The 25,393-nt window shown below is 61.3% G+C and carries 28 protein-coding genes; all 28 read right to left on the bottom strand.

Features of this window, described 5'->3' with window-relative positions; translation table 11 throughout:
- Window positions 1–37: 37 nt before the first annotated feature.
- A complete protein-coding gene (rplO, locus tag AC5LXX_RS01545) occupies window positions 38–472 on the bottom strand; it encodes a 50S ribosomal protein L15 (protein WP_006482880.1) in 435 nt (144 codons plus the stop codon).
- 26 nt (window positions 473–498) lie between these two features.
- Window positions 499–681, bottom strand: coding sequence for a 50S ribosomal protein L30 (gene rpmD / locus AC5LXX_RS01540; RefSeq protein ID WP_006400644.1), 183 nt, complete (start codon window positions 679–681; stop codon window positions 499–501).
- Window positions 682–696: 15 nt separating this feature from the next.
- Entirely contained in the window at window positions 697–1,215 is a 519-nt protein-coding gene (gene rpsE / locus AC5LXX_RS01535; RefSeq protein WP_006752931.1) for a 30S ribosomal protein S5, read from the bottom strand.
- A gap of 14 nt (window positions 1,216–1,229) precedes the next feature.
- Window positions 1,230–1,595 (bottom strand): 50S ribosomal protein L18, encoded by a 366-nt coding sequence (rplR, locus tag AC5LXX_RS01530; protein WP_006477183.1) that lies wholly within the window; start codon window positions 1,593–1,595, stop codon window positions 1,230–1,232.
- A gap of 12 nt (window positions 1,596–1,607) precedes the next feature.
- Window positions 1,608–2,138 carry a 50S ribosomal protein L6 gene (rplF, locus tag AC5LXX_RS01525; RefSeq protein WP_006477184.1) on the bottom strand — a complete coding sequence of 177 codons (531 nt, stop codon included), beginning with the start codon at window positions 2,136–2,138 and terminating at the stop codon, window positions 1,608–1,610.
- Window positions 2,139–2,156: 18 nt separating this feature from the next.
- On the bottom strand, window positions 2,157–2,552 hold the full coding sequence (rpsH, locus tag AC5LXX_RS01520; RefSeq protein ID WP_006477185.1) for a 30S ribosomal protein S8: 396 nt from the start codon (window positions 2,550–2,552) through the stop codon (window positions 2,157–2,159).
- Window positions 2,553–2,566: 14 nt separating this feature from the next.
- The gene (gene rpsN / locus AC5LXX_RS01515; protein WP_006482884.1) at window positions 2,567–2,872 is read right to left on the bottom strand and encodes a 30S ribosomal protein S14; all 306 of its coding nucleotides are present in this window, start codon (window positions 2,870–2,872) and stop codon (window positions 2,567–2,569) included.
- Window positions 2,873–2,879: 7 nt separating this feature from the next.
- On the bottom strand, window positions 2,880–3,419 hold the full coding sequence (gene rplE / locus AC5LXX_RS01510) for a 50S ribosomal protein L5 (protein WP_006477186.1): 540 nt from the start codon (window positions 3,417–3,419) through the stop codon (window positions 2,880–2,882).
- A 16-nt stretch (window positions 3,420–3,435) separates the two neighbouring features.
- Window positions 3,436–3,744 (bottom strand): 50S ribosomal protein L24, encoded by a 309-nt coding sequence (rplX, locus tag AC5LXX_RS01505; RefSeq protein WP_006477187.1) that lies wholly within the window; start codon window positions 3,742–3,744, stop codon window positions 3,436–3,438.
- A 9-nt stretch (window positions 3,745–3,753) separates the two neighbouring features.
- Complete coding sequence (rplN, locus tag AC5LXX_RS01500; protein WP_006752929.1) at window positions 3,754–4,122, bottom strand: 50S ribosomal protein L14; 369 nt, start codon at window positions 4,120–4,122, stop codon at window positions 3,754–3,756.
- A gap of 309 nt (window positions 4,123–4,431) precedes the next feature.
- A complete protein-coding gene (gene rpsQ, locus AC5LXX_RS01495; protein WP_006752928.1) occupies window positions 4,432–4,704 on the bottom strand; it encodes a 30S ribosomal protein S17 in 273 nt (90 codons plus the stop codon).
- Window positions 4,701–4,895: a 50S ribosomal protein L29 gene (gene rpmC, locus AC5LXX_RS01490; RefSeq protein WP_006400652.1), complete on the bottom strand. Its 195-nt coding sequence runs from the start codon at window positions 4,893–4,895 to the stop codon at window positions 4,701–4,703. Before rpmC ends, rpsQ begins: the two co-directional genes overlap by 4 nt.
- A 9-nt stretch (window positions 4,896–4,904) precedes the next feature.
- Window positions 4,905–5,321, bottom strand: a complete 417-nt coding sequence (rplP, locus tag AC5LXX_RS01485) for a 50S ribosomal protein L16 (RefSeq protein ID WP_006752927.1) — start codon at window positions 5,319–5,321, stop codon at window positions 4,905–4,907.
- Between the two features lie 2 nt (window positions 5,322–5,323).
- On the bottom strand, window positions 5,324–6,124 hold the full coding sequence (gene rpsC, locus AC5LXX_RS01480; protein ID WP_006482899.1) for a 30S ribosomal protein S3: 801 nt from the start codon (window positions 6,122–6,124) through the stop codon (window positions 5,324–5,326).
- A gap of 11 nt (window positions 6,125–6,135) precedes the next feature.
- Window positions 6,136–6,465 carry a 50S ribosomal protein L22 gene (gene rplV / locus AC5LXX_RS01475; RefSeq protein WP_004199272.1) on the bottom strand — a complete coding sequence of 110 codons (330 nt, stop codon included), beginning with the start codon at window positions 6,463–6,465 and terminating at the stop codon, window positions 6,136–6,138.
- Between the two features lie 12 nt (window positions 6,466–6,477).
- Window positions 6,478–6,753 carry a 30S ribosomal protein S19 gene (gene rpsS / locus AC5LXX_RS01470; RefSeq protein WP_004199273.1) on the bottom strand — a complete coding sequence of 92 codons (276 nt, stop codon included), beginning with the start codon at window positions 6,751–6,753 and terminating at the stop codon, window positions 6,478–6,480.
- Window positions 6,754–6,763: 10 nt separating this feature from the next.
- Window positions 6,764–7,591: a 50S ribosomal protein L2 gene (gene rplB / locus AC5LXX_RS01465; protein WP_124456899.1), complete on the bottom strand. Its 828-nt coding sequence runs from the start codon at window positions 7,589–7,591 to the stop codon at window positions 6,764–6,766.
- Window positions 7,592–7,593: 2 nt separating this feature from the next.
- The gene (rplW, locus tag AC5LXX_RS01460; protein WP_004199275.1) at window positions 7,594–7,908 is read right to left on the bottom strand and encodes a 50S ribosomal protein L23; all 315 of its coding nucleotides are present in this window, start codon (window positions 7,906–7,908) and stop codon (window positions 7,594–7,596) included.
- Window positions 7,905–8,525 (bottom strand): 50S ribosomal protein L4, encoded by a 621-nt coding sequence (gene rplD / locus AC5LXX_RS01455; protein ID WP_006477192.1) that lies wholly within the window; start codon window positions 8,523–8,525, stop codon window positions 7,905–7,907. Before rplD ends, rplW begins: the two co-directional genes overlap by 4 nt.
- Entirely contained in the window at window positions 8,525–9,175 is a 651-nt protein-coding gene (rplC, locus tag AC5LXX_RS01450; RefSeq protein WP_006482922.1) for a 50S ribosomal protein L3, read from the bottom strand. Before rplC ends, rplD begins: the two co-directional genes overlap by 1 nt.
- Before the next feature lie 178 nt (window positions 9,176–9,353).
- A complete protein-coding gene (rpsJ, locus tag AC5LXX_RS01445; RefSeq protein WP_004199280.1) occupies window positions 9,354–9,665 on the bottom strand; it encodes a 30S ribosomal protein S10 in 312 nt (103 codons plus the stop codon).
- 287 nt (window positions 9,666–9,952) lie between these two features.
- The gene (tuf, locus tag AC5LXX_RS01440) at window positions 9,953–11,143 is read right to left on the bottom strand and encodes an elongation factor Tu (RefSeq protein WP_011350666.1); all 1,191 of its coding nucleotides are present in this window, start codon (window positions 11,141–11,143) and stop codon (window positions 9,953–9,955) included.
- Between the two features lie 39 nt (window positions 11,144–11,182).
- Entirely contained in the window at window positions 11,183–13,285 is a 2,103-nt protein-coding gene (gene fusA / locus AC5LXX_RS01435) for an elongation factor G (RefSeq protein WP_493410278.1), read from the bottom strand.
- A 123-nt stretch (window positions 13,286–13,408) separates the two neighbouring features.
- Entirely contained in the window at window positions 13,409–13,879 is a 471-nt protein-coding gene (gene rpsG, locus AC5LXX_RS01430) for a 30S ribosomal protein S7 (RefSeq protein WP_006477195.1), read from the bottom strand.
- A 172-nt stretch (window positions 13,880–14,051) separates the two neighbouring features.
- Complete coding sequence (gene rpsL / locus AC5LXX_RS01425; protein ID WP_006400662.1) at window positions 14,052–14,432, bottom strand: 30S ribosomal protein S12; 381 nt, start codon at window positions 14,430–14,432, stop codon at window positions 14,052–14,054.
- A gap of 227 nt (window positions 14,433–14,659) precedes the next feature.
- The gene (recQ, locus tag AC5LXX_RS01420) at window positions 14,660–16,507 is read right to left on the bottom strand and encodes a DNA helicase RecQ (protein WP_322084667.1); all 1,848 of its coding nucleotides are present in this window, start codon (window positions 16,505–16,507) and stop codon (window positions 14,660–14,662) included.
- A 267-nt stretch (window positions 16,508–16,774) separates the two neighbouring features.
- Window positions 16,775–21,016 (bottom strand): DNA-directed RNA polymerase subunit beta', encoded by a 4,242-nt coding sequence (rpoC, locus tag AC5LXX_RS01415; protein WP_124456903.1) that lies wholly within the window; start codon window positions 21,014–21,016, stop codon window positions 16,775–16,777.
- 21 nt (window positions 21,017–21,037) lie between these two features.
- Window positions 21,038–25,144 (bottom strand): DNA-directed RNA polymerase subunit beta, encoded by a 4,107-nt coding sequence (gene rpoB, locus AC5LXX_RS01410; protein WP_124456904.1) that lies wholly within the window; start codon window positions 25,142–25,144, stop codon window positions 21,038–21,040.
- Window positions 25,145–25,393: the final 249 nt, after the last annotated feature.

The following is a 25,393-nucleotide window of genomic DNA, read 5'->3' as shown; positions in this document are numbered from 1 at the left end:
TTCTCCGATGAATGCAAGTGACGACGCGCTACGCGTGTCACTCGGCGAACGAACCGCCAGCCGCTTCGATCGCAGCGCGCGCACCCTTGGTGGCACCGAGACCCTTCACGACGATCTTGCGCTTCAGTTCGCCCGTCGCGATGATCTTTGCGCTCTTCGTCAGCTCGCCGACCAGGCCGGCTTGCTTCAGTGCGAGCAGATCGATCTCGTCGACCGGCAGCTTCTCGAGGTCGCCCAGGCGCACTTCACCGACGAATTCCTTCGTCAGCGACGTGAAGCCGCGCTTCGGCAGACGACGTTGCAGCGGCATCTGACCGCCTTCGAAACCGACTTTGTGGAAGCCGCCCGAACGCGATTTCTGACCTTTGTGACCACGGCCAGCCGTCTTGCCGAGGCCCGAACCGATGCCACGACCGACGCGACGCTTGGCGTGCTTGGCGCCAGCGGCCGGCTTCAGGTTATTCAATTCCATATCAACTCCTTGATCCGTAGGGCCGCTTACGCGATGACCTTAACGAGGTACGAGACCTTGTTGATCATGCCGCGGACCGCCGGCGTGTCCTGGAGCTCGCTGACCGAGTTGAGTCGGCGCAGGCCCAGGCCACGCACGGTCGCGCGGTGCGATTCGCGGGTCCCGATCAGGCTCTTAACGAGCTGAACCTTGACAGTTTTTTCAGACATGGTGACCACCCGGGCTTAGCCCAAAATATCTTCGACGGACTTGCCGCGCTTCGCCGCGATGTCTGCCGGGGTGGACTGCTTGCGCAGGCCGTCCAGCGTGGCGCGAACGAGGTTGTACGGGTTCGTCGAACCGTGGCTCTTCGCCACGACGTTCTGAACGCCCATCACGTCGAACACTGCGCGCATCGGGCCGCCGGCGATCACGCCCGTACCTGCCTTCGCCGGAGCGAGGAGGACAGCGGATGCGCCGTGCTTGCCGTGCACTTCGTGTTGCAGCGTGCCGTTCTTGAGCGGCACCTTGAACATGTTGCGGCGAGCTTGTTCCATTGCCTTCTGGACAGCGACCGGCACTTCCTTCGCCTTGCCCTTGCCCATACCGATGCGGCCATCACCGTCGCCAACCACGGTCAGTGCGGCGAAGCCGAGAATACGGCCACCCTTCACGACCTTGGTCACGCGATTGACCGAAATCATCTTTTCACGAAGGCCGTCGTCGCGCTCGTCAGCCTGAACTTTCGCTTGCATCTTTGCCATGACGAATTCCTTCCTTAGAACTTGAGCCCAGCTTCGCGAGCTGCCTCAGCCAGCGCCTTGACGCGGCCGTGGTAGCGGAAGCCCGAGCGGTCGAAGGCGACGGATTCGATGCCGGCAGCCTTTGCCTTTTCGGCAATACGCTTGCCGATCAGCGTCGCGGCATTGACGTTGCCGCCCTTGCCCGACTTGTCGGCCAGTTCTGCGCGCACTTCTGCCTCGAGCGTCGACGCGCTGGCGAGCACCTTGGTGCCGCACGGCGAGAACACTTGAGCGTAGATGTGCGTGTTCGTGCGATGCACGGCGAGACGCGCGACCTGCAGCTCAGCGATCTTGATACGCGTCTGGCGAGCGCGGCGCAGGCGAGATTGAGTCTTATCCATGATTGCGCACCCTTACTTCTTCTTCGTTTCTTTGAGGATCACAACCTCGTCGGCATAGCGCACGCCCTTGCCCTTGTAGGGCTCCGGCGGACGGTAACCGCGGACTTCCGCAGCCACTTGACCGACTTGTTGCTTGTTGATCCCCTTGATCACGATTTCGGTTTGCGTCGGGGTTTCAGCCTTGACGCCTTCCGGCATCTGGTGCACCACCGGGTGCGAGAAACCCAGCGACAGATTCAGCTTGTCGCCTTGCGCTTGCGCACGGTAACCGACGCCAACCAGCGTCAGCTTGCGCTCGAAACCCTTGGTCACGCCGTGCACGGCATTCGCGATGATCGCGCGCATCGTGCCCGACAGTGCATTTGCTTCGCGGCTTTCGTCGACCGGCGACAGATTCAGCGTGCCGTCGTTGTTCGCCACGTTCACGAGCGGATTGATCGCTTGCGTGATGGTGCCCAGCGGGCCCTTGACGGTGATAGCACCGTCGGCCAGCTTGACTTCCGCGCCTTGCAGCGCGATCGGGCTCTTACCTACTCGAGACATGTTTCTCTCTCCTCGGCTTTAAGCGACGTAGCAGATGACTTCGCCGCCGACGCCGGTAGCGCGCGCCTTGCGGTCGGTCATCACGCCCTTCGGCGTCGACACGATAGCCACGCCGAGGCCGTTCATGACCTGCGGAATGTCGTTACGGCCGCGGTACACGCGCAGACCAGGCTTCGACACGCGCTCGAGGCGTTCGATGACCGGGCGACCTGCGTAGTACTTCAGCGCGATATTCAGTTCGGACTTCGCACCTTCCGCCTTCACGGCGAAATCGTCGATATAACCTTCGTCCTTGAGGACTTGCGCGATTGCAACCTTGACCTTCGACGAGGGCATCGCAACCGATACCTTCTCGACCATCTGCGCGTTGCGGATGCGAGTCAGCATATCGGCGATAGGATCACTCATGCTCATTTACGTTTCTCCTATTACCAGCTCGCCTTGGTCAGGCCAGGAATCTCGCCACGGAATGCGATTTCACGAATCTTGTTACGCGCGAGGCCGAATTTACGGAACGTGCCACGCGGACGGCCCGTGATCGCGCAGCGGTTACGCTGGCGGGTCGGGTTTGCGTTGCGGGGCAGTTGCTGCAGCTCAAGGCGTGCTTCGTAGCGCTCTTCTTCCGACTTGCTTTGGTCTTCGACGATCGCCTTCAGCGCTTCGCGCTTTGCTGCGAACTTCGCGACCAGGCGGGCGCGCTTCTTTTCACGTTCGATCAGTGCCAGTTTAGCCACGGTAACCTCAGTTTCTGAACGGGAACTTGAAGCTGGCGAGCAGAGCCTTTGCTTCGTCGTCGGTCTTCGCAGTCGTCGTGATGCTGATGTTCAGCCCACGCAGTGCGTCGATCTTGTCGTAGTCGATTTCGGGGAAAATGATCTGCTCTTTCACACCGATGTTGTAGTTGCCACGGCCATCGAAAGCACGACCCGACACACCGCGGAAATCTCGCACGCGGGGCAGGGCAACCGTCACGAAACGGTCGAGGAATTCGTACATCGCCTGGCCACGCAGCGTCACCATCGCGCCGATCGGGTAACCCTGGCGGATCTTGAAGCCTGCGATTGCCTTGCGAGCCTTCGTGACGACCGGCTTCTGGCCGGCGATCTTCGTGAGGTCGCCAACGGCGTTCTCGATGATCTTCTTGTCAGCGATCGCTTCGCCAAGACCCATGTTCAGCGTGATCTTGGTGATGCGCGGCACTTCCATGACCGACTTGTAACCGAACTTCTCGATCAGGCCGGGCACAACCTTTTCTTTGTAAAACTCTTGAAAACGAGCCATTTTTTACTCCGCTGCGTCAGGCGCTCAGTACGGCACCGGTCGTCTTCAGGAAGCGAACCTTCTTGCCTTCCTCGACCTTGATGCCAACACGCGACGCCTTGCCATTCGCGTCGACCAGTGCGACGTTCGAAATATGCAGGGGCATCGTCTTCGCTTCCACGCCGCCCGTCGTACCCTTCATCGGGTTCGGCTTCACATGCTTCTTGACGAGGTTGATACCTTCAACCGTCACATGTTCAGCACCGACAGCCAGCACGACGCCGCGCTTGCCCTTGTCCTTGCCAGTAACGACGATAACTTCGTCACCTTTGCGAATCTTGTTCATCGCGACTCCTTACAGCACTTCCGGCGCCAGCGAAACGATCTTCATGAATCGTTCGCTACGCAGCTCACGCGTCACCGGCCCGAAGATACGGGTGCCGATCGGCTCGAGCTTGTTATTCAAAAGCACAGCGGCGTTGCCGTCGAACTTGATCAGCGAGCCGTCTTGACGGCGCACGCCCTTGGCGGTGCGGACCACCACGGCGTTGTAAATTTCGCCTTTCTTCACGCGCCCGCGCGGCGTTGCCTCTTTGACGGTCACCTTGATGATGTCGCCAATGCCGGCATAACGACGCTTCGAGCCGCCGAGCACCTTGATGCACATGACTTCACGTGCACCCGTGTTGTCGGCTACTTCGAGCCGAGATTCGGTCTGGATCATGGTTTGTCTTTCCCAACTTAATCCGGATGCACCACCATGATGCATTCGGTCAGTCTTGGTCCCGTCAGCCAATCGGCTGCTTGGGTTGGAACAGCAGCGACGGCAAACGAAACCCGCCATCGCAATTCGGTGAATCTTTCGGACAGGCAGGCGCCAGTCCGCTTCCCCCACCAACTTCGCCCGCGACGGGGCTCCCATAAAGAGGGAAGACCAGGATTATAACAAATAATCCTGGTCACGCAAGCAAAAACTTTGCGATTTCAAGCACTTCGAGGAGAAGTGCCTGTTACTGCCTACTGCGCTGCCCGCTTAGATGACGCGAGCTGCTTCGACGAGGCGCGACACCGTCCAGGCCTTCGTCTTCGAAACAGGACGAGTTTCCTGGATTTCGACGAGATCGCCTTCGTTGCAGGTGTTCGCTTCATCATGCGCGTGGTACTTCTTCGAGCGCACGACATACTTGCCGTAGATCGGGTGCTTGACGCGGTGCTCGATCAGCACGGTGACGGTCTTGTCCATCTTGTTGCTGACGACCCGACCGACCAGCGTCCGCTTCAGCGAGGTTTTCACGCTATCGTTCATTTCTGGTTCGCCTTCTGAGTCATGACGGTCCGCACACGTGCGATGTCGCGACGAACCTTCTTCAGCTGGCTCGTGTTCGTGAGCTGCTGGGTCGCGAGTTGCATGCGCAGGCCGAATTGCGCCTTCAGCAGGTCCGCCAGCTCCTTGTTGAGCGCGGCCTGGTCTTTCTGGAGAAGTTCGGAAGCCTTCATGTTTTCTCCTTAGGCGCCGAGCTGGCGCACGATGAATGCCGTCTTCAGCGGCAGCTTGGCTGCAGCCAGACGGAACGCTTCGCGTGCCAGTTCTTCGGTTACGCCGTCCATTTCATAGAGCATCTTGCCCGGCTGAATCTCGGCGACGTAGTACTCCGGGTTACCCTTACCGTTACCCATACGCACTTCGGCCGGCTTCTGCGAAATCGGCTTGTCCGGGAAGATCCGGATCCAGATGCGGCCGCCACGCTTGATGTGACGCGTCATTGCACGACGTGCCGCTTCAATCTGGCGGGCGGTCAGACGACCGCGACCGATAGCCTTCAGGCCGAAGTCACCGAACGACACTGCGTTGCCGCGCGTCGCCTTGCCGGTGTTACGACCCTTCTGCTCTTTACGATACTTTCTGCGTTTCGGTTGCAGCATCGTTATTCTCCAGTCTTGCCGTCTTCGGGCTTGCCGGCGCCACGGCGCGGTGCGCCACGGCGAGCACCCGGAGCGCCGCCTTCGCCATCACGGCGCGGACGACGGTCGCCCGGACGCGCATTGCGACGCGGACGCTTGTCTTCGGCTACTTCTTCCACCACCGGTGCGTCGTTGCGGCCGAGCGTATCGCCCTTGTAGACCCACACCTTGACGCCGATGATCCCGTAAGTCGTCTTCGCTTCCGAAGTCGCGTAGTCGATATCAGCACGCAGCGTGTGAAGCGGCACGCGACCTTCGCGATACCACTCCGTACGAGCGATTTCGATACCGTTCAGACGGCCCGCGCTCATGATCTTGATGCCTTGAGCACCCAGACGCATCGCGTTCTGCATCGCACGCTTCATCGCGCGACGGAACATGATCCGGCGCTCGAGCTGTTGCGTGATCGAATCAGCGATCAGCTGAGCATCGGTTTCCGGCTTGCGGATTTCTTCGATGTTGACGTGAACCGGAACGCCCATGCGGCGTTGCAGTTCCGTCTTCAGCTGCTCGATATCCTCGCCCTTCTTGCCGATGACCACACCCGGACGCGAGCTGTAAATCGTGATGCGCGCGTTCTTCGCCGGACGCTCGATGACGACCCGACCGACCGAAGCGTTCTTCAGCTTCTTCTTCAGGTATTCACGAACACCGATGTCTTCCTGCAGCATCGCCGCGAAATTGTTGTTGTTCGCGTACCAACGCGAAGCCCAATTGCGGCTGACAGCCAGGCGGAAGCCAGTCGGATGAATTTTCTGTCCCATCGTATGGCTCCTTAATTCCCGACCGTCACAGTGATGTGACAGGATTGCTTCTCGATGCGGTTACCGCGGCCCTTGGCGCGCGCGGTGAAACGCTTGAGCGATGCAGCCTTGTCGACGTAGATGCTCTTGATCTTGAGCTCGTCGATATCAGCGCCTTCGTTGTGCTCCGCATTCGCGATTGCCGACAGCACAACCTTCTTCACGATGCCAGCCGCCTTCTTCGGCGAGAACGTCAGAACGTTCAGCGCCTTGTCGACCGGCAAACCGCGGATCTGGTCAGCCACAAGGCGCGTTTTCTGCGCCGAGATGCGGGCACCGCGATGAATTGCTTTCACTTCCATCTTGATTGCCCCTTATTTCTTGGCCTTCTTGTCGGCTGCGTGACCCTTGAACGTACGGGTCAGTGCGAACTCGCCAAGCTTGTGGCCGACCATGTTTTCCGAGATGTACACCGGAACGTGTTGACGGCCGTTGTGAACAGCGATCGTCAGGCCGATGAAATCCGGCAGAATCGTCGAGCGACGCGACCAGGTCTTGATCGGCTTTTTGTCGCGCGAAGCTGCAGCCGCCTCAACTTTCTTCAGCAAATGGGCGTCGCAGAACGGACCTTTTTTAACAGAACGTGCCATTGCCTACTCCTTAACGCTTGTGACGGCGCTGGACGATCATCGTCGTCGTGCGCTTGTTGCTGCGGGTGCGGTAACCCTTAGCCGGCGTACCCCACGGGCTCACCGGATCGCGACCTGCAGCCGTCTTGCCCTCACCACCACCGTGCGGGTGATCAACCGGGTTCATCGCAACGCCACGCACCGTCGGGCGGATACCGCGCCAGCGGTTCGCGCCAGCCTTGCCGATCTGGCGCAGGCTATGCTCTTCGTTACCGACTTCACCGATCGTTGCACGGCACTCGATGTGCACGCGGCGGATTTCGCCCGAACGCAGACGAACCTGCGCGTAGACGCCTTCACGTGCCAGCAGCATGGCCGACGTGCCAGCCGAACGCGCCATTTGCGCGCCCTTGCCCGGCAGCATCTCGATGCAGTGGATCGTCGTACCGACCGGAATGTTGCGGATCGGCAGCGTGTTGCCTGCACGGATCGGCGCTTCCGAACCCGACATCAGCTGTTGGCCGACCGTCAGGCCCTTCGGGGCGATGATGTAGCGACGCTCGCCGTCTGCGTAGAGCACCAGCGCGATGTTCGCGCTACGGTTCGGGTCGTACTCGAGACGCTCGACCTTTGCCGGGATGCCATCCTTCGTGCGACGGAAATCGACGATACGGTAGTGCTGCTTGTGACCACCACCCTTGTGACGCGTGGTGATACGACCGTTGTTGTTACGGCCGGCGGTCGAGCTCTGCGTGTCGAGCAGTGCCGCGAACGGCTTGCCCTGGTGCAGGTTCTTGTTGACCACCTTGACCATCGCGCGGCGACCCGGCGATGTCGGCTTAACTTTAACGATTGCCATGATTACTTGGCCTCCGCTTCAAAGTTGATTTCCTGGCCGGGCTTCAGGCAAACGTACGCCTTCTTCACGTCCTTGCGGCGGCCCATCGAACGGCCAAAGCGCTTTTGCTTGCCCTTCTGAACCAGCACGTTGACGGAATCAACTTCAACCTTGAACAGCAGCTCGACAGCCGCCTTCACTTCCTGCTTCGTGGCATCCGGTGCGACTTCGAACACGACTTGCTCGTTCTTGTCGGCAACCAGCGTCGCCTTTTCCGAGATCACCGGTGCGAGCAGGACCTGCATCAAACGATGATCGTTCTTGCGAATCTCGCTCATGACAGCAACTCCTCGATCTGGGCGACCGCAGCCTTCGTGACCAGCACTTTCTTGAAGTAGATCAGCGACAGCGGGTCAGCGTAGCGCGGCTCGACAATTGCCACGTGCGGCAGGTTGCGCGATGCCAGGTACAGGTTCTCGTCGACCGTATCCGTAATGATCAGCACGGAGTCGAGACCCATGGTCTTGAATTTGTCGGCCAGCAGCTTGGTCTTCGGCGCTTCGAGGATGATGTCCTCGACGACCGACAGACGGCCTTCACGGGCCAGCTGCGAGAAGATCGAGCAGAGACCTGCGCGATGCATCTTCTTGTTGACCTTGTGCGAGAAGTTTTCTTCCGGCGAATTCGGGAAAATACGACCACCGCCACGCCACAACGGGCTCGACGACATACCGGCACGAGCGCGGCCCGTACCCTTCTGGCGCCACGGCTTCTTGGTCGTGTGCTTGACTTGCTCACGGTCCTTCTGTGCGCGGTTACCCTGGCGAGCATTCGCCTGGTAAGCGACGACGACCTGGTGGATCAGCGCTTCGTTGTAGTCACGACCGAACACGACGTCCGATGCGTTGACCACTGCACCTTCCTGACCATTTTCGTTCAGGAGCTTGAGTTCCATTATTTCGCCCCCTTGGTCTTGACGGCCGGCGTCACGAAGACCTTGCCGCCCTTCGCGCCCGGAATCGCACCCTTCACGAGCAGCAGCTTGCGCTCTGCGTCGATACGAGCGATTTCGAGGTTCTGCACCGTCACCGTCACGTCACCCATGTGACCCGTCATGCGTTTACCCGGGAAAACACGACCCGGATCCTGCGCCATACCGATCGAGCCCGGCACGTTGTGCGAGCGCGAGTTACCGTGCGTGGCACGGCCGGAGGAGAAGTTGTAACGCTTGATCGTACCGGCGTAGCCCTTACCGATCGACACGCCTTGCACGTCGACCTTCTGGCCCACTTCGAAAAGATCTGCACCGACCACGGCGCCATTCGACAGCTCAGCTGCCTTGGCCGCGTCAATGCGGAATTCCTTGAGGATTTCACCGGCTTCGACACCGGCTTTGGCGAGATGACCTGCCAGCGGCTTCGTCACGCGCGATGCACGACGGGAGCCGAATGCAACCTGCACGGCCGTGTAGCCGTCGGTTTCAACAGTCTTGATCTGCGTCACGCGGTTGTCCGACACGTCCAGCACGGTGACGGGAATCGAATCCCCTTCAGCCGTGAAGATACGGGTCATGCCAACCTTGCGACCTACGAGTCCAAGGCTCATCATTTTCTCCATTCCCGACTGCGATTGGTCGGGGCTGATTTACAAAATGCCGGGCACGCAAGGCCCAACTTTTTTACGCGAATACGCGAAAAGCCAAGCAGTATAGCCCGACTTCCCGATTTCCGCAAGCAATACAAAGACTTAGCACCGCCCGGCGAGCCGACCGGCGCTGGAAGCCTTACTGCAGCTTGATTTCCACGTCGACGCCAGCCGGCAGGTCGAGCTTCATCAGCGCGTCAACGGTCTTGTCCGTCGGGTCGACGATGTCCATCAGGCGCTGGTGGGTGCGGATTTCGAGCTGATCGCGCGACGTCTTGTTGACGTGCGGCGAACGCAGGATGTCAAAACGCTGAATGCGCGTCGGCAGCGGCACCGGGCCACGGACGATTGCGCCAGTCCGCTTCGCGGTATCGACGATCTCGGCAGCCGATTGATCGATCAGACGATAGTCGAATGCCTTCAGGCGAATGCGGATTTTCTGTTGCTGCATGACGATTCCTTGAAAAGAGCGAGGCGATGTTGCATCGCCGGACACTAAAAGAACGTGAAACATGACGCCTGCGGGGAGCGAGACATCACGTTCCTGACGGTACTTCCACTGCTAAGCCCGCGATTCTACACGAAATTTCGAAACCGTGGCATGCATTTCTCGGCCCGCGCAACGCGCCGCCGGAAAAGCAAAACCGGGTGCCAGCGCAAGCTGGACACCCGGTTTCGACGGTACAACTGCATACCGCGGGAATCGCGGACCCCGTCGGGATCCGCGGATCGTCGATGTTACTCGATGATCTTGGCGACGACGCCGGCGCCGACGGTACGGCCGCCTTCGCGGATTGCGAAGCGCAGACCTTCTTCCATCGCGATCGGAGCGATCAGCTTCACCGTGATCGACACGTTGTCGCCCGGCATCACCATTTCCTTGTCCTTCGGCAGCTCGATCGAGCCCGTCACGTCCGTCGTACGGAAGTAGAACTGCGGACGGTAGTTGTTGAAGAACGGCGTGTGACGGCCGCCTTCGTCCTTGCTCAGCACGTACACTTCAGCCGTGAAGTGCGTGTGCGGCGTGATCGAACCCGGCTTCGCCAGAACCTGGCCACGCTCCACGTCTTCACGCTTCGTGCCGCGCAGCAGGATACCAACGTTGTCGCCTGCCTGACCTTGGTCCAGCAGCTTGCGGAACATTTCAACGCCCGTGCAGGTCGTCTTCACCGTCGGCTTGATACCGACGATTTCGATTTCCTCGCCGACCTTCACGATGCCGCGCTCGACACGACCCGTCACCACCGTACCACGGCCCGAGATCGAGAACACGTCTTCCACCGGCATCAGGAACGCGCCGTCAACTGCACGCTCCGGCGTCGGGATGTACGTGTCCAGCGCGTCGGCCAGGCTCATGATCGCCACTTCGCCCAGCTCGCCCGTGTCGCCTTCCAGCGCCAGCTTTGCCGAACCCTTCACGATCGGCGTGTCGTCGCCCGGGAAGTCGTACTTCGACAGGAGTTCGCGAACTTCCATCTCGACCAGCTCGAGCAGTTCTGCGTCGTCCACCATGTCGCACTTGTTCAGGAACACGATGATGTACGGAACGCCAACCTGGCGTGCCAGCAGGATGTGCTCACGCGTCTGCGGCATCGGGCCGTCAGCTGCCGAGCAAACCAGGATCGCGCCGTCCATCTGCGCTGCGCCCGTGATCATGTTCTTCACATAGTCAGCGTGGCCCGGGCAGTCGACGTGTGCGTAGTGGCGGTTGGCCGTTTCGTACTCGACGTGTGCCGTGTTGATCGTGATGCCGCGCGCCTTTTCTTCCGGTGCCGCGTCGATCTGGTCGTATGCCTTCGCTTCGCCGCCGAACTTCTTCGTCAGAACCGTCGTGATCGCTGCCGTCAGCGTCGTCTTGCCGTGGTCAACGTGACCAATCGTACCAACGTTCACGTGCGGCTTGGTCCGCTCGAATTTACCTTTTGCCATGATTCTCTTCTTTCAAAAATTATCGATTGAGATAACGAATTACTTCGACTTCGCGCTGATGATCGCGTCAGCAACGTTGCGCGGAGCTTCAGCGTAGTGCTTGAACTCCATCGTGTACGTTGCACGACCTTGCGTCAGCGAACGCAGCGACGTCGAGTAACCGAACATTTCCGACAGCGGCACTTCGGCGCGAACGATCTTGCCGCCGCCGACCATGTCTTCCATGCCCTGGACGATACCGCGACGGCCCGACAGGTCGCCCATCACGTTGCCCATGTAGTCTTCCGGCGTCTCGACTTCGACAGCCATCATCGGCTCGAGGACGACCGGGTTCGCCTTGCGCATCGCTTCCTTGAACGCCATCGAACCGGCCATGCGGAACGCGTTTTCGTTCGAGTCAACGTCGTGGTACGAACCGAACGTCAGGTGAACCTTCACGTCGACGACCGGGAAGCCAGCCAGCACGCCCGACTTCAGCGTGTCCTGGATACCCTTGTCGACCGCCGGGATGTATTCACGCGGAATCACACCACCCTTGATCTCGTCGAAGAACTCGTAGCCCTTGCCTTGTTCGTTCGGCTCGAGCGTGATGACCGCGTGACCGTACTGGCCGCGACCGCCCGACTGCTTGACGAACTTGCCGTCGACGTCCTTCGCCGTCGAACGGATCGTTTCGCGGTACGCAACCTGCGGCTTGCCGACGGTTGCTTCCACGCCGAATTCACGCTTCATCCGGTCGACCAGAATTTCGAGGTGGAGCTCGCCCATGCCCGAAATGATGGTCTGGCCCGACTCTTCGTCGGTCTGCACGCGGAACGACGGATCTTCCTGAGCCAGACGGTTCAGTGCGAGGCCCATCTTTTCCTGGTCAGCCTTGGTCTTCGGCTCGACTGCCTGCGAAATCACCGGCTCCGGGAACACCATGCGCTCGAGGATGATCGGGTTCGCCGGATCGCACAGCGTGTCGCCCGTGGTCGCTTCCTTCAGGCCGACCGCAGCAGCGATGTCGCCTGCGCGAACTTCCTTGATTTCTTCGCGCTGGTTCGCGTGCATCTGCAGAATACGACCCAGACGTTCCTTCTTGTCCTTCGTCGAGTTCAGCAGCGTGTCGCCCGAATTCACGACGCCCGAGTACACGCGGAAGAAGATCAGCTGGCCGACGAACGGGTCGGTCATGATCTTGAACGCGAGTGCCGAGAACTTCTCGTCGTCCGCCGCGCGGCGTTCTGCCGACTCGCCGTTTTCGAGTTCGCCCTTGACCGGCGGGATGTCGACCGGCGACGGCAGGAAGTCGATCACGGCGTCGAGCATACGCTGCACGCCCTTGTTCTTGAACGCGGTACCGCACAGCATCGGCTGGATTTCGCACGCGATCGTACGATCACGCAGCGCCTTGACGATGTCGGCTTCCGGCAGATCGCCTTCTTCCAGGTACTTGTTCATCAGGTCTTCGTTGGCTTCAGCAGCCGCCTCGACCATCTTTTCGCGCCATTCCTTGCAGGTTTCCGCGAGCTCGGCCGGGATGTCGACGTAGTCGAACTTCGTGCCTTGCGACGCTTCGTCCCACACGATCGCCTTCATCTTGATCAGGTCGACGACGCCCTTGAAGTTTTCTTCCGCGCCGATCGGCACCACGACCGGAACCGGGTTCGCCTTCAGGCGCAGACGGAGCTGGTCGTAGACCTTGAAGAAGTTCGCGCCGGTACGGTCCATCTTGTTGACGAACGCGAGACGCGGCACCTTGTACTTGTTCGCCTGGCGCCACACCGTTTCCGACTGCGGCTGCACGCCGCCCACTGCGCAGTACACCATGCACGCGCCGTCGAGCACGCGCATCGAGCGCTCGACTTCAATCGTGAAGTCGACGTGGCCCGGGGTGTCGATGATGTTGATGCGGTGTTCCGGATAGTTGCCGCCCATGCCCTTCCAGAAGGCCGTGGTAGCAGCGGACGTGATCGTGATGCCACGCTCCTGTTCCTGCTCCATCCAGTCCATCGTGGCTGCGCCGTCGTGAACTTCACCGATCTTGTGGTTCACACCGGTGTAAAACAGAATGCGCTCGGTCGTCGTCGTTTTGCCGGCGTCGATGTGAGCGCTAATACCGATATTGCGGTAGCGCTCGATAGGAGTCTTGCGAGCCACTTTGATCCTCTACTGGGATGACACGATGCAGCCCAGCTGCATCATGCTTCAACACAAACGGGCGAGGCGCCTGAAAAGCGCACCCGCCCGGAATTTATTTCCGCTAACAGCCCAGCCAGGCGCTTAGAAACGGAAATGCGAGAACGCGCGGTTGGCTTCTGCCATGCGGTGAACTTCGTCGCGCTTCTTCATCGCGCCGCCACGGCCTTCGGCCGCTTCGGAGAGTTCACCTGCCAGGCGCAGGGCCATCGACTTCTCGCTACGCTTCTTCGCAGCCTCACGCAGCCAGCGCATCGCCAATGCCATACGACGCGACGGGCGCACTTCGACCGGAACTTGATAGTTGGCACCACCAACGCGACGGCTCTTCACTTCGACCACCGGCTTCACGTTGTTGAGCGCAACCGTGAACACTTCCAGCGGGTCCTTGCCACCCTTGGTCTGGATCTGTTCGAATGCGCCATAAACGATGCGCTCTGCGACCGACTTCTTGCCGGACAGCATCAGCATGTTCATGAACTTGGCAACATCAACGTTACCGAACTTCGGATCCGGCAACACTTCCCGCTTGGGGACTTCGCGACGACGCGGCATGATTCTTCCTTTACTTGTTCAGTTGGAGCTGGTTCCAGCTCCGCGGCCACCAACAAACCCGATCACATCTTCACGACTAACCAGCTTGGCCGGGTGACCACTTACTCGACAGCACCGGCAATCCGGCACTCCCGCCTTGACCGCCCTGCGGCGATCCCTGATCAAAAACTGCTTACTTGGCAGCCTTTGCACGCTTCGCGCCGTACTTCGAGCGCGCTTGCTTACGGTCCTTGACGCCCTGGGTATCCAGCGAGCCGCGAACCATGTGGTAACGCACACCCGGCAAGTCCTTCACACGGCCGCCGCGGATCAGCACAACCGAGTGTTCCTGCAGGTTGTGGCCTTCACCGCCGATGTACGAAATCACTTCGAAGCCGTTCGTCAGACGAACCTTGGCGACCTTACGGAGTGCCGAGTTCGGCTTCTTCGGCGTCGTCGTGTACACACGGGTGCACACGCCGCGACGCTGGGGGCAGTCCTGCAGGGCCGGGCTCTTGCTCTTCGTCGTTTCCGACTGACGGCCTTTGCGAACCAGTTGGTTGATGGTTGGCATTGTTTATTCCTGAAATTGAACAAAATCTGCACACCGATTTCGGGCAAAGCGAGAATCGGCGCACAGTTGACTTCCGAACCGGCGAATCGGGCGCGAGCTTTCGAACGCGACGCGGCCCACCGAATACCGGAACCCAGCATGATATTCCGGAAATACCAACTAAGTCAACGGCTTGCGTGATTCGCCCGTCGACCGCGTGGTTTGCCGGAAGGGTCGGAACACCTGTGTCAGGCCGATTCGACGACGTCGATGATCTCGTCGCCGAAGCGCTCGAGCTTGCGTACGCCCATGCCGGGAATGTGGCGCAGGTCGTCGATCGACTCCGGCGCGTTGCGCGCGATTTCCGCGAGCGTCGCGTCGTGGAAGATCACGTAGGCCGGCACGCCGTCCGTCTTGGCGGTTTCCGCGCGCCACGCACGCAGCGCATCCCACCGCGCGCGCTCGCGCGCATCCATGCCGGCCGTCGGGTCGACGCGCGTGCCGCTGCGGCCCGACGACTGCCGCGTGCGCTGCGGCTTCACATAGCGGCGCAGCGTGACCTTCTCCTCGTTCTTCAGGACGGGCTTCGCCGCCTCGGTCAGCACGAGCGCGCCGAAGCCGCCATGATCGACGGCCAGGTAGCCGTACGCGACGAGCTGCCGGAAAATCGCGCGCCATTCGGGCTCGGACAGCGATGCGCCGATCCCGAACGTCGTGAGCTGGTCGTGGCCGCGCTGCAACACTTTCTCGGTGCGCCCGCCGCGCAGGATCTCGATCAGGTGGCTCGAGCCGAAATTGAAGCCGCTCGCGCGCTGCGCGCGGAACACGCACGACAGCGCCATCTGCGCCTCGCGCGTGGCATCCCACGATGCGGGCGGCTCGAGGCATGTGTCGCAGTTGCCGCACGGCCGGCTCTCTTCGCCGAAATAGTTCAGCAGCCGCACGCGGCGGCACGAGATCGTCTCGCACAGCCCGAGCAGCGCATCGAGCTTCGACGTCTGCACGCGCTTGTGCGCGTCGTCCGCGTCGGACTCGTCGATCATCTTGCGCTGCTGGACGACGTCCCCGAGGCCGTACGCCATCCACGCATTCGCGGGCATCCCGTCGCGGCCCGCGCGGCCGGTTTCCTGGTAGTACCCTTCGACGCTCTTCGGCAGGTCCAGGTGCGCGACGAAGCGCACGTCGGGTTTGTCGATGCCCATGCCGAACGCGATCGTCGCGCACATCACGATGCCCTCTTCGCGCTGGAACATTTCCTGGTGCTTCTGCCGCACCTCGAACTCCATTCCCGCGTGATACGGCAGCGCGCGCACGCCCTGCGCCTTCAGCCACTCGGCCGTTTCCTCGACCTTGCGGCGCGACAGGCAATAGACGACGCCGGCGTCCGTCGTGCCGTCTGCATTCGTGTGTTCGGCGCGGATGAAATCGAGCAGCTGTGAGCGCGCGTTGTCCTTCTCGACGATCCGGTAGCGGATGTTCGGGCGATCGAAACTCGACACGAACACGCGTGCATCGTCGAGCGCGAGACGATGGATGATCTCGTCGCGCGTGATCGCGTCGGCCGTGGCCGTCAGCGCGATGCGCGGCACCGACGGGAACCGCTCGTGCAGCACCGACAGCTGGATGTATTCCGGGCGGAAATCGTGCCCCCACTGCGACACGCAGTGCGCTTCGTCGATCGCGAACAGGCCGATCTTCGCGCGCTCGAGCAGGTCGAGGAAGCGCCCCGTCATCAACCGCTCGGGCGCGACGTACAGCAGGTCGATTTCGCCCTCGCGCAGCGCGCGCTCGGTGGCCGCGGCCTCGGCGCCCGACAGCGTCGAATTCAGGTAGGCCGCGCGTACGCCGACTTCGCGCAGCGCGGCGACCTGGTCCTGCATCAGCGCGATCAGCGGCGACACGACGATGCCGGCGCCCTGCCCGGTCTCGCGGCGCAGCAGCGCCGGGATCTGGTAGCACAGCGACTTGCCGCCGCCCGTCGGCATCAGCACGAGACAATCGCCGCCGCCGGCGACGTGCTCGACGATCTCGCCCTGCTGGCCGCGAAAGGCGGAATAACCAAATACTTCGTCGAGAATTTCGAGGGCGCGGGACATGAATGAGAACAAGGACGGCTAAACGATGACCGCGATTTTAACAACCCGCTCGCTCAGCGCGTGGCGAATCGTGCGACGTTGGCCATTCGGTCAGGGTTCGTTCGCGTGCATGACGGGCCTGCCCTGGCTGCGCGGCCAATGATGGCGGGGCACGCGCGTGCACTGCACAGGCCCGTCATGCACGTGAACGACGGATGAAAAAAAACCGCCCGGCGGAACCGGGCGGTTTCGGTGACAGCGAGGTGAGGCGGCTCGCGCCGCCCGCACTTACTCGGCTGCCGGGTGTTGCGGCTCTTCTGCCGGCGCGCTCGGCGTGCCGAAGTCGAATGCCTCTTCCGCTGCGATCTGGTCGAAACGCTCGCGATCCGACGATTCCTTCGCCTTGCGTGCCTTGTGGAACGCGAGACCCGTACCGGCCGGAATCAGACGGCCGACGATCACGTTTTCCTTCAGGCCACGCAGATCGTCGCGCTTGCCCATGATCGCCGCTTCGGTCAGCACGCGGGTCGTTTCCTGGAACGATGCCGCGGAGATGAACGAGTCGGTCGACAGCGACGCCTTCGTGATACCGAGCAGCACGTTGTCGTACGAAGCCGGACGCTTGTCCTCGGCGATCATGCGATCGTTCTCGTCCAGCATGTCGGAACGCTCGACCTGTTCGCCCGGGATGAAGCGCGTATCACCGTTGTCGGTGATCTGCACACGACGCAGCATCTGGCGAACGATCACCTCGATGTGCTTGTCGTTGATCTTCACGCCCTGCAGACGATACACGTCCTGCACTTCGTCGACGATGTAGCGCGACAGCGCCTCGATACCCTGCAGACGCAGGATGTCGTGCGGATCGGCCGGACCGTCCACGATCATTTCGCCCTTGTTGACGACCTGTGCATCGTGAACCAGAACCTGCTTTTCCTTCGCGATCAGGAACTCGTGCTGGTTGCCCTCGAGATCCGTGATGACGAGACGCTGCTTGCCCTTCGTGTCCTTACCGAACGACGTCGTACCGGTGACTTCCGCGAGAATGCCGGCATCCTTCGGCGAACGCGCTTCGAACAGTTCCGCCACCCGCGGCAGACCGCCGGTAATGTCACGCGTCTTCTGCGCTTCGGTCGGGATACGTGCGAGCACTTCACCGACCTGCACCTGCTGGCCATCCTTCACGGTGATCAGTGCGCCAACCTGGAAGCCGATCTGCACTGCGTGCTCGGTGCCCGGAATCTTCACTTCTTCGCCGTTCGCGTCGAGCAGCTTCACCTGCGGACGCACGCTCTTCGACGCCTGCGAACCGCGACGCTTCACGTCGATCACGACCAGCGTCGACAGGCCGGTCACGTCGTCGATCTGCTTCGCGACGGTCACGCCTTCCTCGACGTTCTCGAACTTCACCGTACCACCGTACTCGGTGATGATCGGACGCGTCAGCGGATCCCACGTGGCGAGCTGCGTGCCTGCCTTGATCGTCGCACCGTCGAGCTGCAGCAGCGTGGCGCCGTACGGCACTTTGTGACGCTCGCGCTCGCGACCGAAGTCGTCGGTGATCATCGCTTCGCCCGAACGGGAAATGACGATCTGCTCGCCCTTCGCGTTCGTGACGTAGCGCATCGTCGCCGTGAAGCGCACGATACCGTTGCTCTTCGCTTCGACCGACGAAGCCACTGCCGCACGCGATGCCGCACCACCGATGTGGAACGTACGCATCGTCAGCTGCGTGCCCGGTTCACCGATCGACTGTGCCGCGATCACGCCGACTGCTTCGCCGACGTTCACGAGCGAGCCGCGGCCGAGGTCACGGCCGTAGCAGGCCGCGCACAGGCCGTAACGCGTTTCGCAGGTCAGCGGCGTGCGCACGCGCACTTCGTCGATGCCGAGGCGTTCGATTTCCTCGACCGCCGTTTCGTCGAGCAGCATGCCCGATTCGTACACCGTTTCCTGCGTTTCCGGGTTCACGACGTCCGCGACCGCGACGCGGCCGAGGATACGGTCGCGCAGCGCTTCGACGACTTCACCGCCTTCGACCAGCGCCTTCATCGCGACGCCGTTCGACGTGCCGCAATCGTCTTCCACCACGACCAGATCCTGCGTGACGTCGACGAGACGACGCGTCAGGTAACCCGAGTTCGCGGTCTTCAGTGCCGTATCAGCCAGACCCTTACGTGCACCGTGGGTCGAGATGAAGTACTGCAACACGTTCAGACCTTCGCGGAAGTTCGCGGTAATCGGCGTCTCGATAATCGAGCCGTCCGGCTTCGCCATCAGGCCTCGCATACCGGCCAGCTGACGAATCTGAACCGCCGAACCCCGGGCGCCCGAGTCGGCCATCATGTAGATCGAGTTGAACGATTCCTGGCGCGTTTCCTTGCCGTCGCGGTCCGTCACCGGCTCCGTCGACAGCTGCTCCATCATCGCCTTGCCGACCGCTTCCGACGTTGCCGACCAGATGTCGACCACGTTGTTGTAGCGTTCCTGCGCGGTGACGAGACCCGACATGTACTGGCGGTCGTACTCCTTCACCTTCTTCGCGGCGTCGCCGACGATCGTTTCCTTCTGCGGCGGCACGAGCATGTCGTCCACGCAGATCGAAATGCCGGCACGCGTCGCGAGACGGAAACCCGACTGCATCAGCTGGTCGGCGAACACCACCGTCGCGCGCAGACCGCACTTGCGGAACGCCGTGTTGATCAGGCGCGAGATTTCCTTCTTCTTCAGCGGCTTGTTCAGCACCGAGAACGGCAGGCCGTGCGGCAGGATCTCCGACAGGATCGCGCGGCCGACGGTCGTCGCGTACAGCGAGATCTTCGGCACGAATTCCGGCGCGCCTTCCGACGTGTCCTCGTTGCGAACCATTTCGGTGATCCGCACGTTGACGCGCGAGGCCAGCTCGACTTCCTTGTTCTCGTACGCGCGGATCACTTCCGACACGCCCGTGAACGACAGGCCTTCGCCCTTCGCGTTGACGGCTTCGCGGGTCGCGTAGTACAGACCCAGCACGATATCCTGCGACGGCACGATCGACGGATCGCCGTTGGCCGGGAACAGCACGTTGTTCGACGCCAGCATCAGCGTACGCGCTTCCATCTGCGCTTCGAGCGACAGCGGCACGTGAACGGCCATCTGGTCACCGTCGAAGTCGGCGTTGAACGCCGCGCAGACGAGCGGGTGCAGCTGAATCGCCTTGCCTTCGATCAGCACCGGCTCGAACGCCTGGATACCGAGACGGTGCAGCGTCGGCGCACGGTTCAGCATCACCGGGTGCTCGCGGATCACCTCTTCGAGGATGTCCCACACCACCGGCGTCTGGTTCTCGACTTCCTTCTTCGCAGCCTTGATGGTCGTAGCTACCCCCATCACTTCCAGCTTGTTGAAGATGAACGGCTTGAACAGCTCGAGCGCCATCAGCTTCGGCAGGCCGCACTGGTGCAGCTTCAGCGTCGGGCCGACCACGATGACCGAACGGCCCGAGTAGTCGACGCGCTTGCCCAGCAGGTTCTGACGGAAACGACCGCCCTTGCCCTTGATCATGTCGGCGAGCGACTTCAGCGGACGCTTGTTCGCGCCCGTCATCGCCTTGCCGCGACGACCGTTGTCGAGCAGCGAGTCGACGGCTTCCTGCAGCATCCGCTTTTCGTTGCGGACGATGATTTCAGGTGCCTTCAGCTCGAGCAGGCGCTTCAACCGGTTGTTACGGTTGATCACGCGGCGATACAGGTCGTTCAGGTCCGACGTCGCGAAACGGCCGCCATCCAGCGGCACGAGCGGACGCAGTTCCGGCGGCAGCACCGGCAGCACTTCGAGAATCATCCACTCGGGCTTGATGCCCGAACGCTGGAATGCCTCGAGAACCTTCAGGCGCTTCGCGTACTTCTTGATCTTCGCTTCCGAGCCGGTGTTCTTCAGCTCGGTGCGCAGCGTCTCGACCTGCTCGTCGATGTTGATCGCGCGCAGCAGTTCACGCACGCCTTCCGCGCCCATCTCGGCACGGAATTCGTCGCCGTATTCCTCGACCTTGTTGTAGTAATCCTCTTCGGTCATGATCTGCCGCGCCTTCAGCGGCGTCATGCCCGGTTCGATCACCACGTAGGCTTCGAAGTACAGCACGCGTTCGATGTCGCGCAGCGTCATGTCGAGCACCATGCCCAGACGCGACGGCAGCGACTTCAGGAACCAGATGTGCGCGACCGGCGAGGCCAGCTCGATGTGGCCCATCCGTTCGCGACGCACCTTCGCCAGCGTCACTTCGACGCCGCACTTCTCGCAGATCACGCCGCGGTGCTTCAGACGCTTGTACTTGCCGCACAGGCACTCGTAGTCCTTGATCGGCCCGAAGATCTTCGCGCAGAAGAGACCATCGCGTTCCGGCTTGAACGTACGGTAGTTGATGGTCTCCGGCTTCTTCACTTCGCCGAACGACCACGAACGGATCTTGTCGGGCGAGGCCAGACCGATCTTGATCGCGTCGAAAACTTCTTCCTGTTGGACTTGCTTGAATAGATCGAGCAGAGCTTTCATTGCTTTCTCTCCGTAGTCCGATTAATTGCGGTCGAGATCGATATCGATACCGAGCGAGCGGATTTCCTTCACGAGCACGTTGAAGGATTCCGGCATGCCTGCATCGATCACGTGATCGCCCTTGACCAGGTTCTCATAGACCTTGGTCCGGCCGTTCACGTCGTCCGACTTCACCGTCAGCATTTCCTGCAGCACGTAGGACGCGCCGTACGCTTCGAGTGCCCACACTTCCATTTCACCGAAACGCTGGCCACCGAACTGCGCCTTACCACCCAGCGGCTGCTGCGTGACGAGCGAGTACGGACCGGTCGAACGCGCGTGCATCTTGTCGTCGACCAAGTGGTGCAGCTTCAGGTAGTGCATGTAGCCGAGCGTCACGCGACGTTCGAACATTTCACCCGTGCGGCCGTCGTACAGACGAACCTGGTTCTTCGACGGGTTCATGCCGAGCTGTTCAGCGATGTCGTCCGGGAACGCGAGGTCGAGCATCTTGCCCATTTCTTCCTCGGTCGCACCGTCGAACACCGGCGTCGCGAACGGCACGCCTTCACGCAGGTTCTTCGCGAGTTCGAGGATCTCGTCGTCGGTGAAGCTTTCCAGATCTTCCTGGCGGCCCGACTCGTTGTAGATCTTCGTCAGGAACACGCGCAGTTCCTCGATCTTCGCCTGACGCTGCAGCATTTCGCCGATACGCCAGCCGAGACCCTTCGCGGCCCAGCCGAGGTGCACTTCCAGAACCTGACCCACGTTCATCCGCGACGGCACGCCGAGCGGGTTCAGCACGACGTCTGCCGGACGGCCGTCGGCCATGTACGGCATGTCTTCGATCGGGACGATCTTCGACACGACACCCTTGTTACCGTGACGGCCTGCCATCTTGTCGCCAGGCTGCAGGCGGCGCTTCACCGCGAGGTACACCTTGACCATCTTCAGCACGCCCGGCGGCAGTTCGTCGCCTTGCGTGAGCTTCTTGCGCTTCTCTTCGAACGCGAGGTCGAACTGGTGACGCTTCTCTTCGATCGAGTTCTTGATCGCTTCGAGCTGCGCCGCTGCTTCGTCGTCCGCGAGGCGGATGTCGAACCAGTGGTAGTGGTCGAGGTCTTCCAGGTAAGCCTGGTCGATCTTCGTGCCCTTCGCGAGCTTCTTCGGACCGCCGTTCGCGACCTTGCCCACGAGCATGCGCGCGAGACGCTGGAACGCGTCGCCTTCCACGATGCGCAGCTGGTCGTTCAGGTCGAGACGATAGCGCTTCAGTTCGTCGTCGATGATCTGTTGCGCACGCTTGTCGCGCTGGATACCTTCACGCGTGAACACCTGGACGTCGATCACGGTGCCGCTCATGCCCGACGGCACGCGCAGCGACGTGTCCTTCACGTCCGAAGCCTTCTCGCCGAAGATCGCGCGCAGCAGCTTCTCTTCCGGCGTCAGCTGGGTCTCGCCCTTCGGCGTGACCTTGCCGACCAGCACGTCGCCCGCTTCGACTTCCGCACCGATATACACGATGCCCGATTCGTCGAGACGGCCGAGCTGGACTTCCGCCAGGTTCGAGATGTCGCGCGTGATTTCTTCCGGCCCGAGCTTCGTGTCGCGTGCAACGACGTTCAGCTCTTCGATGTGGATCGACGTGTAGCGATCGTCGGCCACGACCTTCTCCGAGATCAGGATCGAATCCTCGAAGTTGTAGCCGTTCCACGGCATGAACGCGATCAGCATGTTCTGGCCGAGCGCGAGCTCGCCCAGGTCCGTCGAGGCGCCGTCGGCCAGCACGTCGCCGCGCGAGACCTTGTCGCCCATCTTCACGATCGGACGCTGGTTGATGTTCGTGTTCTGGTTCGAACGCGTGTACTTGATCAGGTTGTAGATGTCGACACCGACTTCACCTGCGACCGCTTCTTCGTCGTTCACGCGAATCACGATACGGCCTGCGTCGACATAGTCGACGACGCCGCCACGGAACGCCTGAACCGTCGTACCCGAGTCGACCGCACAGGTGCGCTCGATACCCGTACCGACGACCGGCTTTTCCGGACGCAGACACGGCACGGCCTGACGCTGCATGTTCGAACCCATCAGTGCACGGTTCGCGTCATCGTGCTCGAGGAACGGAATCAGCGAAGCTGCAACCGACACGATCTGCGACGGCGCGACGTCCATGTACTGGATACGGTCCGGCGTGACCATCATCGTTTCGCCGGCTTCACGCGACGACACGAGTTCGTCGATCAGCTGGCCGTTCTCGTCGATCGCGGCGTTTGCCTGCGCGATCATGTAGCGGCCTTCTTCGATCGCCGACAGGTAGTCGATCTGGTCGGTCACCTTGCTGTCCACGACCTTGCGGTACGGCGTCTCGAGGAAGCCGTATTCGTTCAGGTGCGCGTACAGTGCGAGCGAGTTGATCAGGCCGATGTTCGGACCTTCCGGCGTTTCGATCGGGCACACGCGGCCATAGTGGGTCGGGTGCACGTCGCGGACTTCGAAGCCTGCGCGTTCACGCGTCAGACCGCCCGGGCCCAGTGCGGAAACACGGCGCTTGTGCGTGATTTCCGACAGCGGGTTGGTCTGGTCCATGAACTGCGACAGCTGCGACGAACCGAAGAACTCGCGAATCGCCGACGAAATCGGCTTCGAGTTGATCAGGTCGTGCGGCATCAGGTTTTCGCTTTCGGCCTGGCCGAGGCGTTCCTTGACTGCACGTTCGACACGCACGAGACCGGCGCGGAACTGGTTCTCCGCCAGTTCGCCGACGCAACGCACACGACGGTTGCCGAGGTGGTCGATGTCGTCCACTTCGCCCTTGCCGTTGCGCAGCTCGACGAGGATCTTGATCGTCGCGAGGATGTCGTCGTCCTGCAGCGTCATCGGGCCGACGATCTCGTCACGGCCGACGCGGCGGTTGAACTTCATGCGGCCGACCTTCGACAGGTCGTACGCTTCTTCGCTGTAGAACAGACGGTTGAACAGTGCCTCGACCGCTTCTTCGGTCGGCGGCTCGCCCGGACGCATCATGCGGTAGATCGCGATGCGCGCGGCAGTGCGGTCGGTCGTTTCGTCGACACGCAGCGTCGACGAGATGTACGGGCCCTGGTCCAGGTCGTTCGTGTAGAGCGTCTGGATGTCCTTGATGCCCGCTTCGCGCAGCTTCTCGAGCACGCTTTCCGTGACTTCGTCGTTCGCGCTCGCGATCACTTCGCCAGTATCGCCGTCGACGACGTTCTTCGCCAGCACGCGGCCGAGCAGATAGTCTTCCGGCACCGAGATGAACTTGGTCTTCGCGGCTTCGAGGTCGCGAATGTGCTTCGCGTTGATCCGCTTGTCCTTCTGGACAATGACCTTGCCATCACGATCCGTGATGTCGAAACGCGCGACTTCACCACGCAGGCGCTCGGGCACGAACTCGAGTTGCGCGCCTTCGTCCATCAGCGTGAAGTTGTCGAACACGAAGAAGTTCGCGAGGATCTGTTCCGGCGTCAGGCCGATGGCCTTCAGCAGGATCGTGACCGGCATCTTGCGGCGACGGTCGACGCGGAAGTACAGGATGTCCTTCGGATCGAATTCGAAGTCGAGCCACGAGCCGCGGTACGGAATGATCCGTGCCGAGAACAACAGCTTGCCCGAGCTGTGCGTCTTGCCCTTGTCGTGTTCGAAGAACACGCCCGGCGAACGGTGCAGCTGCGAGACGATGACACGCTCGGTGCCGTTGATGACGAACGAGCCCGTCGGCGTCATGAGCGGAATTTCGCCCATGTACACTTCCTGCTCCTTCACTTCCTTGACGACCGGCTTGTTCGGCGATTCCTTGTCGAGGATGACAAGGCGGACCTTCGCGCGCAGCGCGGAACAGTACGTCAGGCCCCGCTGCTGGCATTCCTTGATGTTGAATGCCGGCGAGGACAGCGCATAGCTCACGAACTCGAGGCGCGCGAAACCGTTGTGCGAAACAATGGGAAATACCGATGTGAACGCGGCCTGCAAACCTTCAGGCTTGCGTTGCGTAGCCGGCACATCGGCTTGCAGAAACGTGCTGAATGATTCAAGCTGGGTAGCCAGCAAGAACGGAACTTGGTGAACGATGGGGCGCTTCGCGAAACTCTTGCGAATGCGCTTCTTCTCGGTGAAGGAATATTGCATACGATCTCCGAATCACGGCGGGTGCTATCGAGGCGGAATACCTGGACGTTTCAAACCCGAGTGTTCACCGACTGAGACCCGATGGCCGTTGACGGCTTGAACGAGCCGAGAAGCTTGGTGGTTGGCCGCTACCAACCGCTGGCTGACGGCAGCGGATGCCTGTGTTGCCCGCTACCCGACCAAACTTGCCTTCTGCAGTCGCTTCAGAAGACAAAGAGAACCGCCAATCGCGCGTGACCTTTCACAACG

This window comes from Burkholderia torrens (assembly GCF_984668525.1).
Note: the sequence above shows the minus strand (reverse complement) of the source record. Positions and strands in the feature narration are given on the sequence as shown.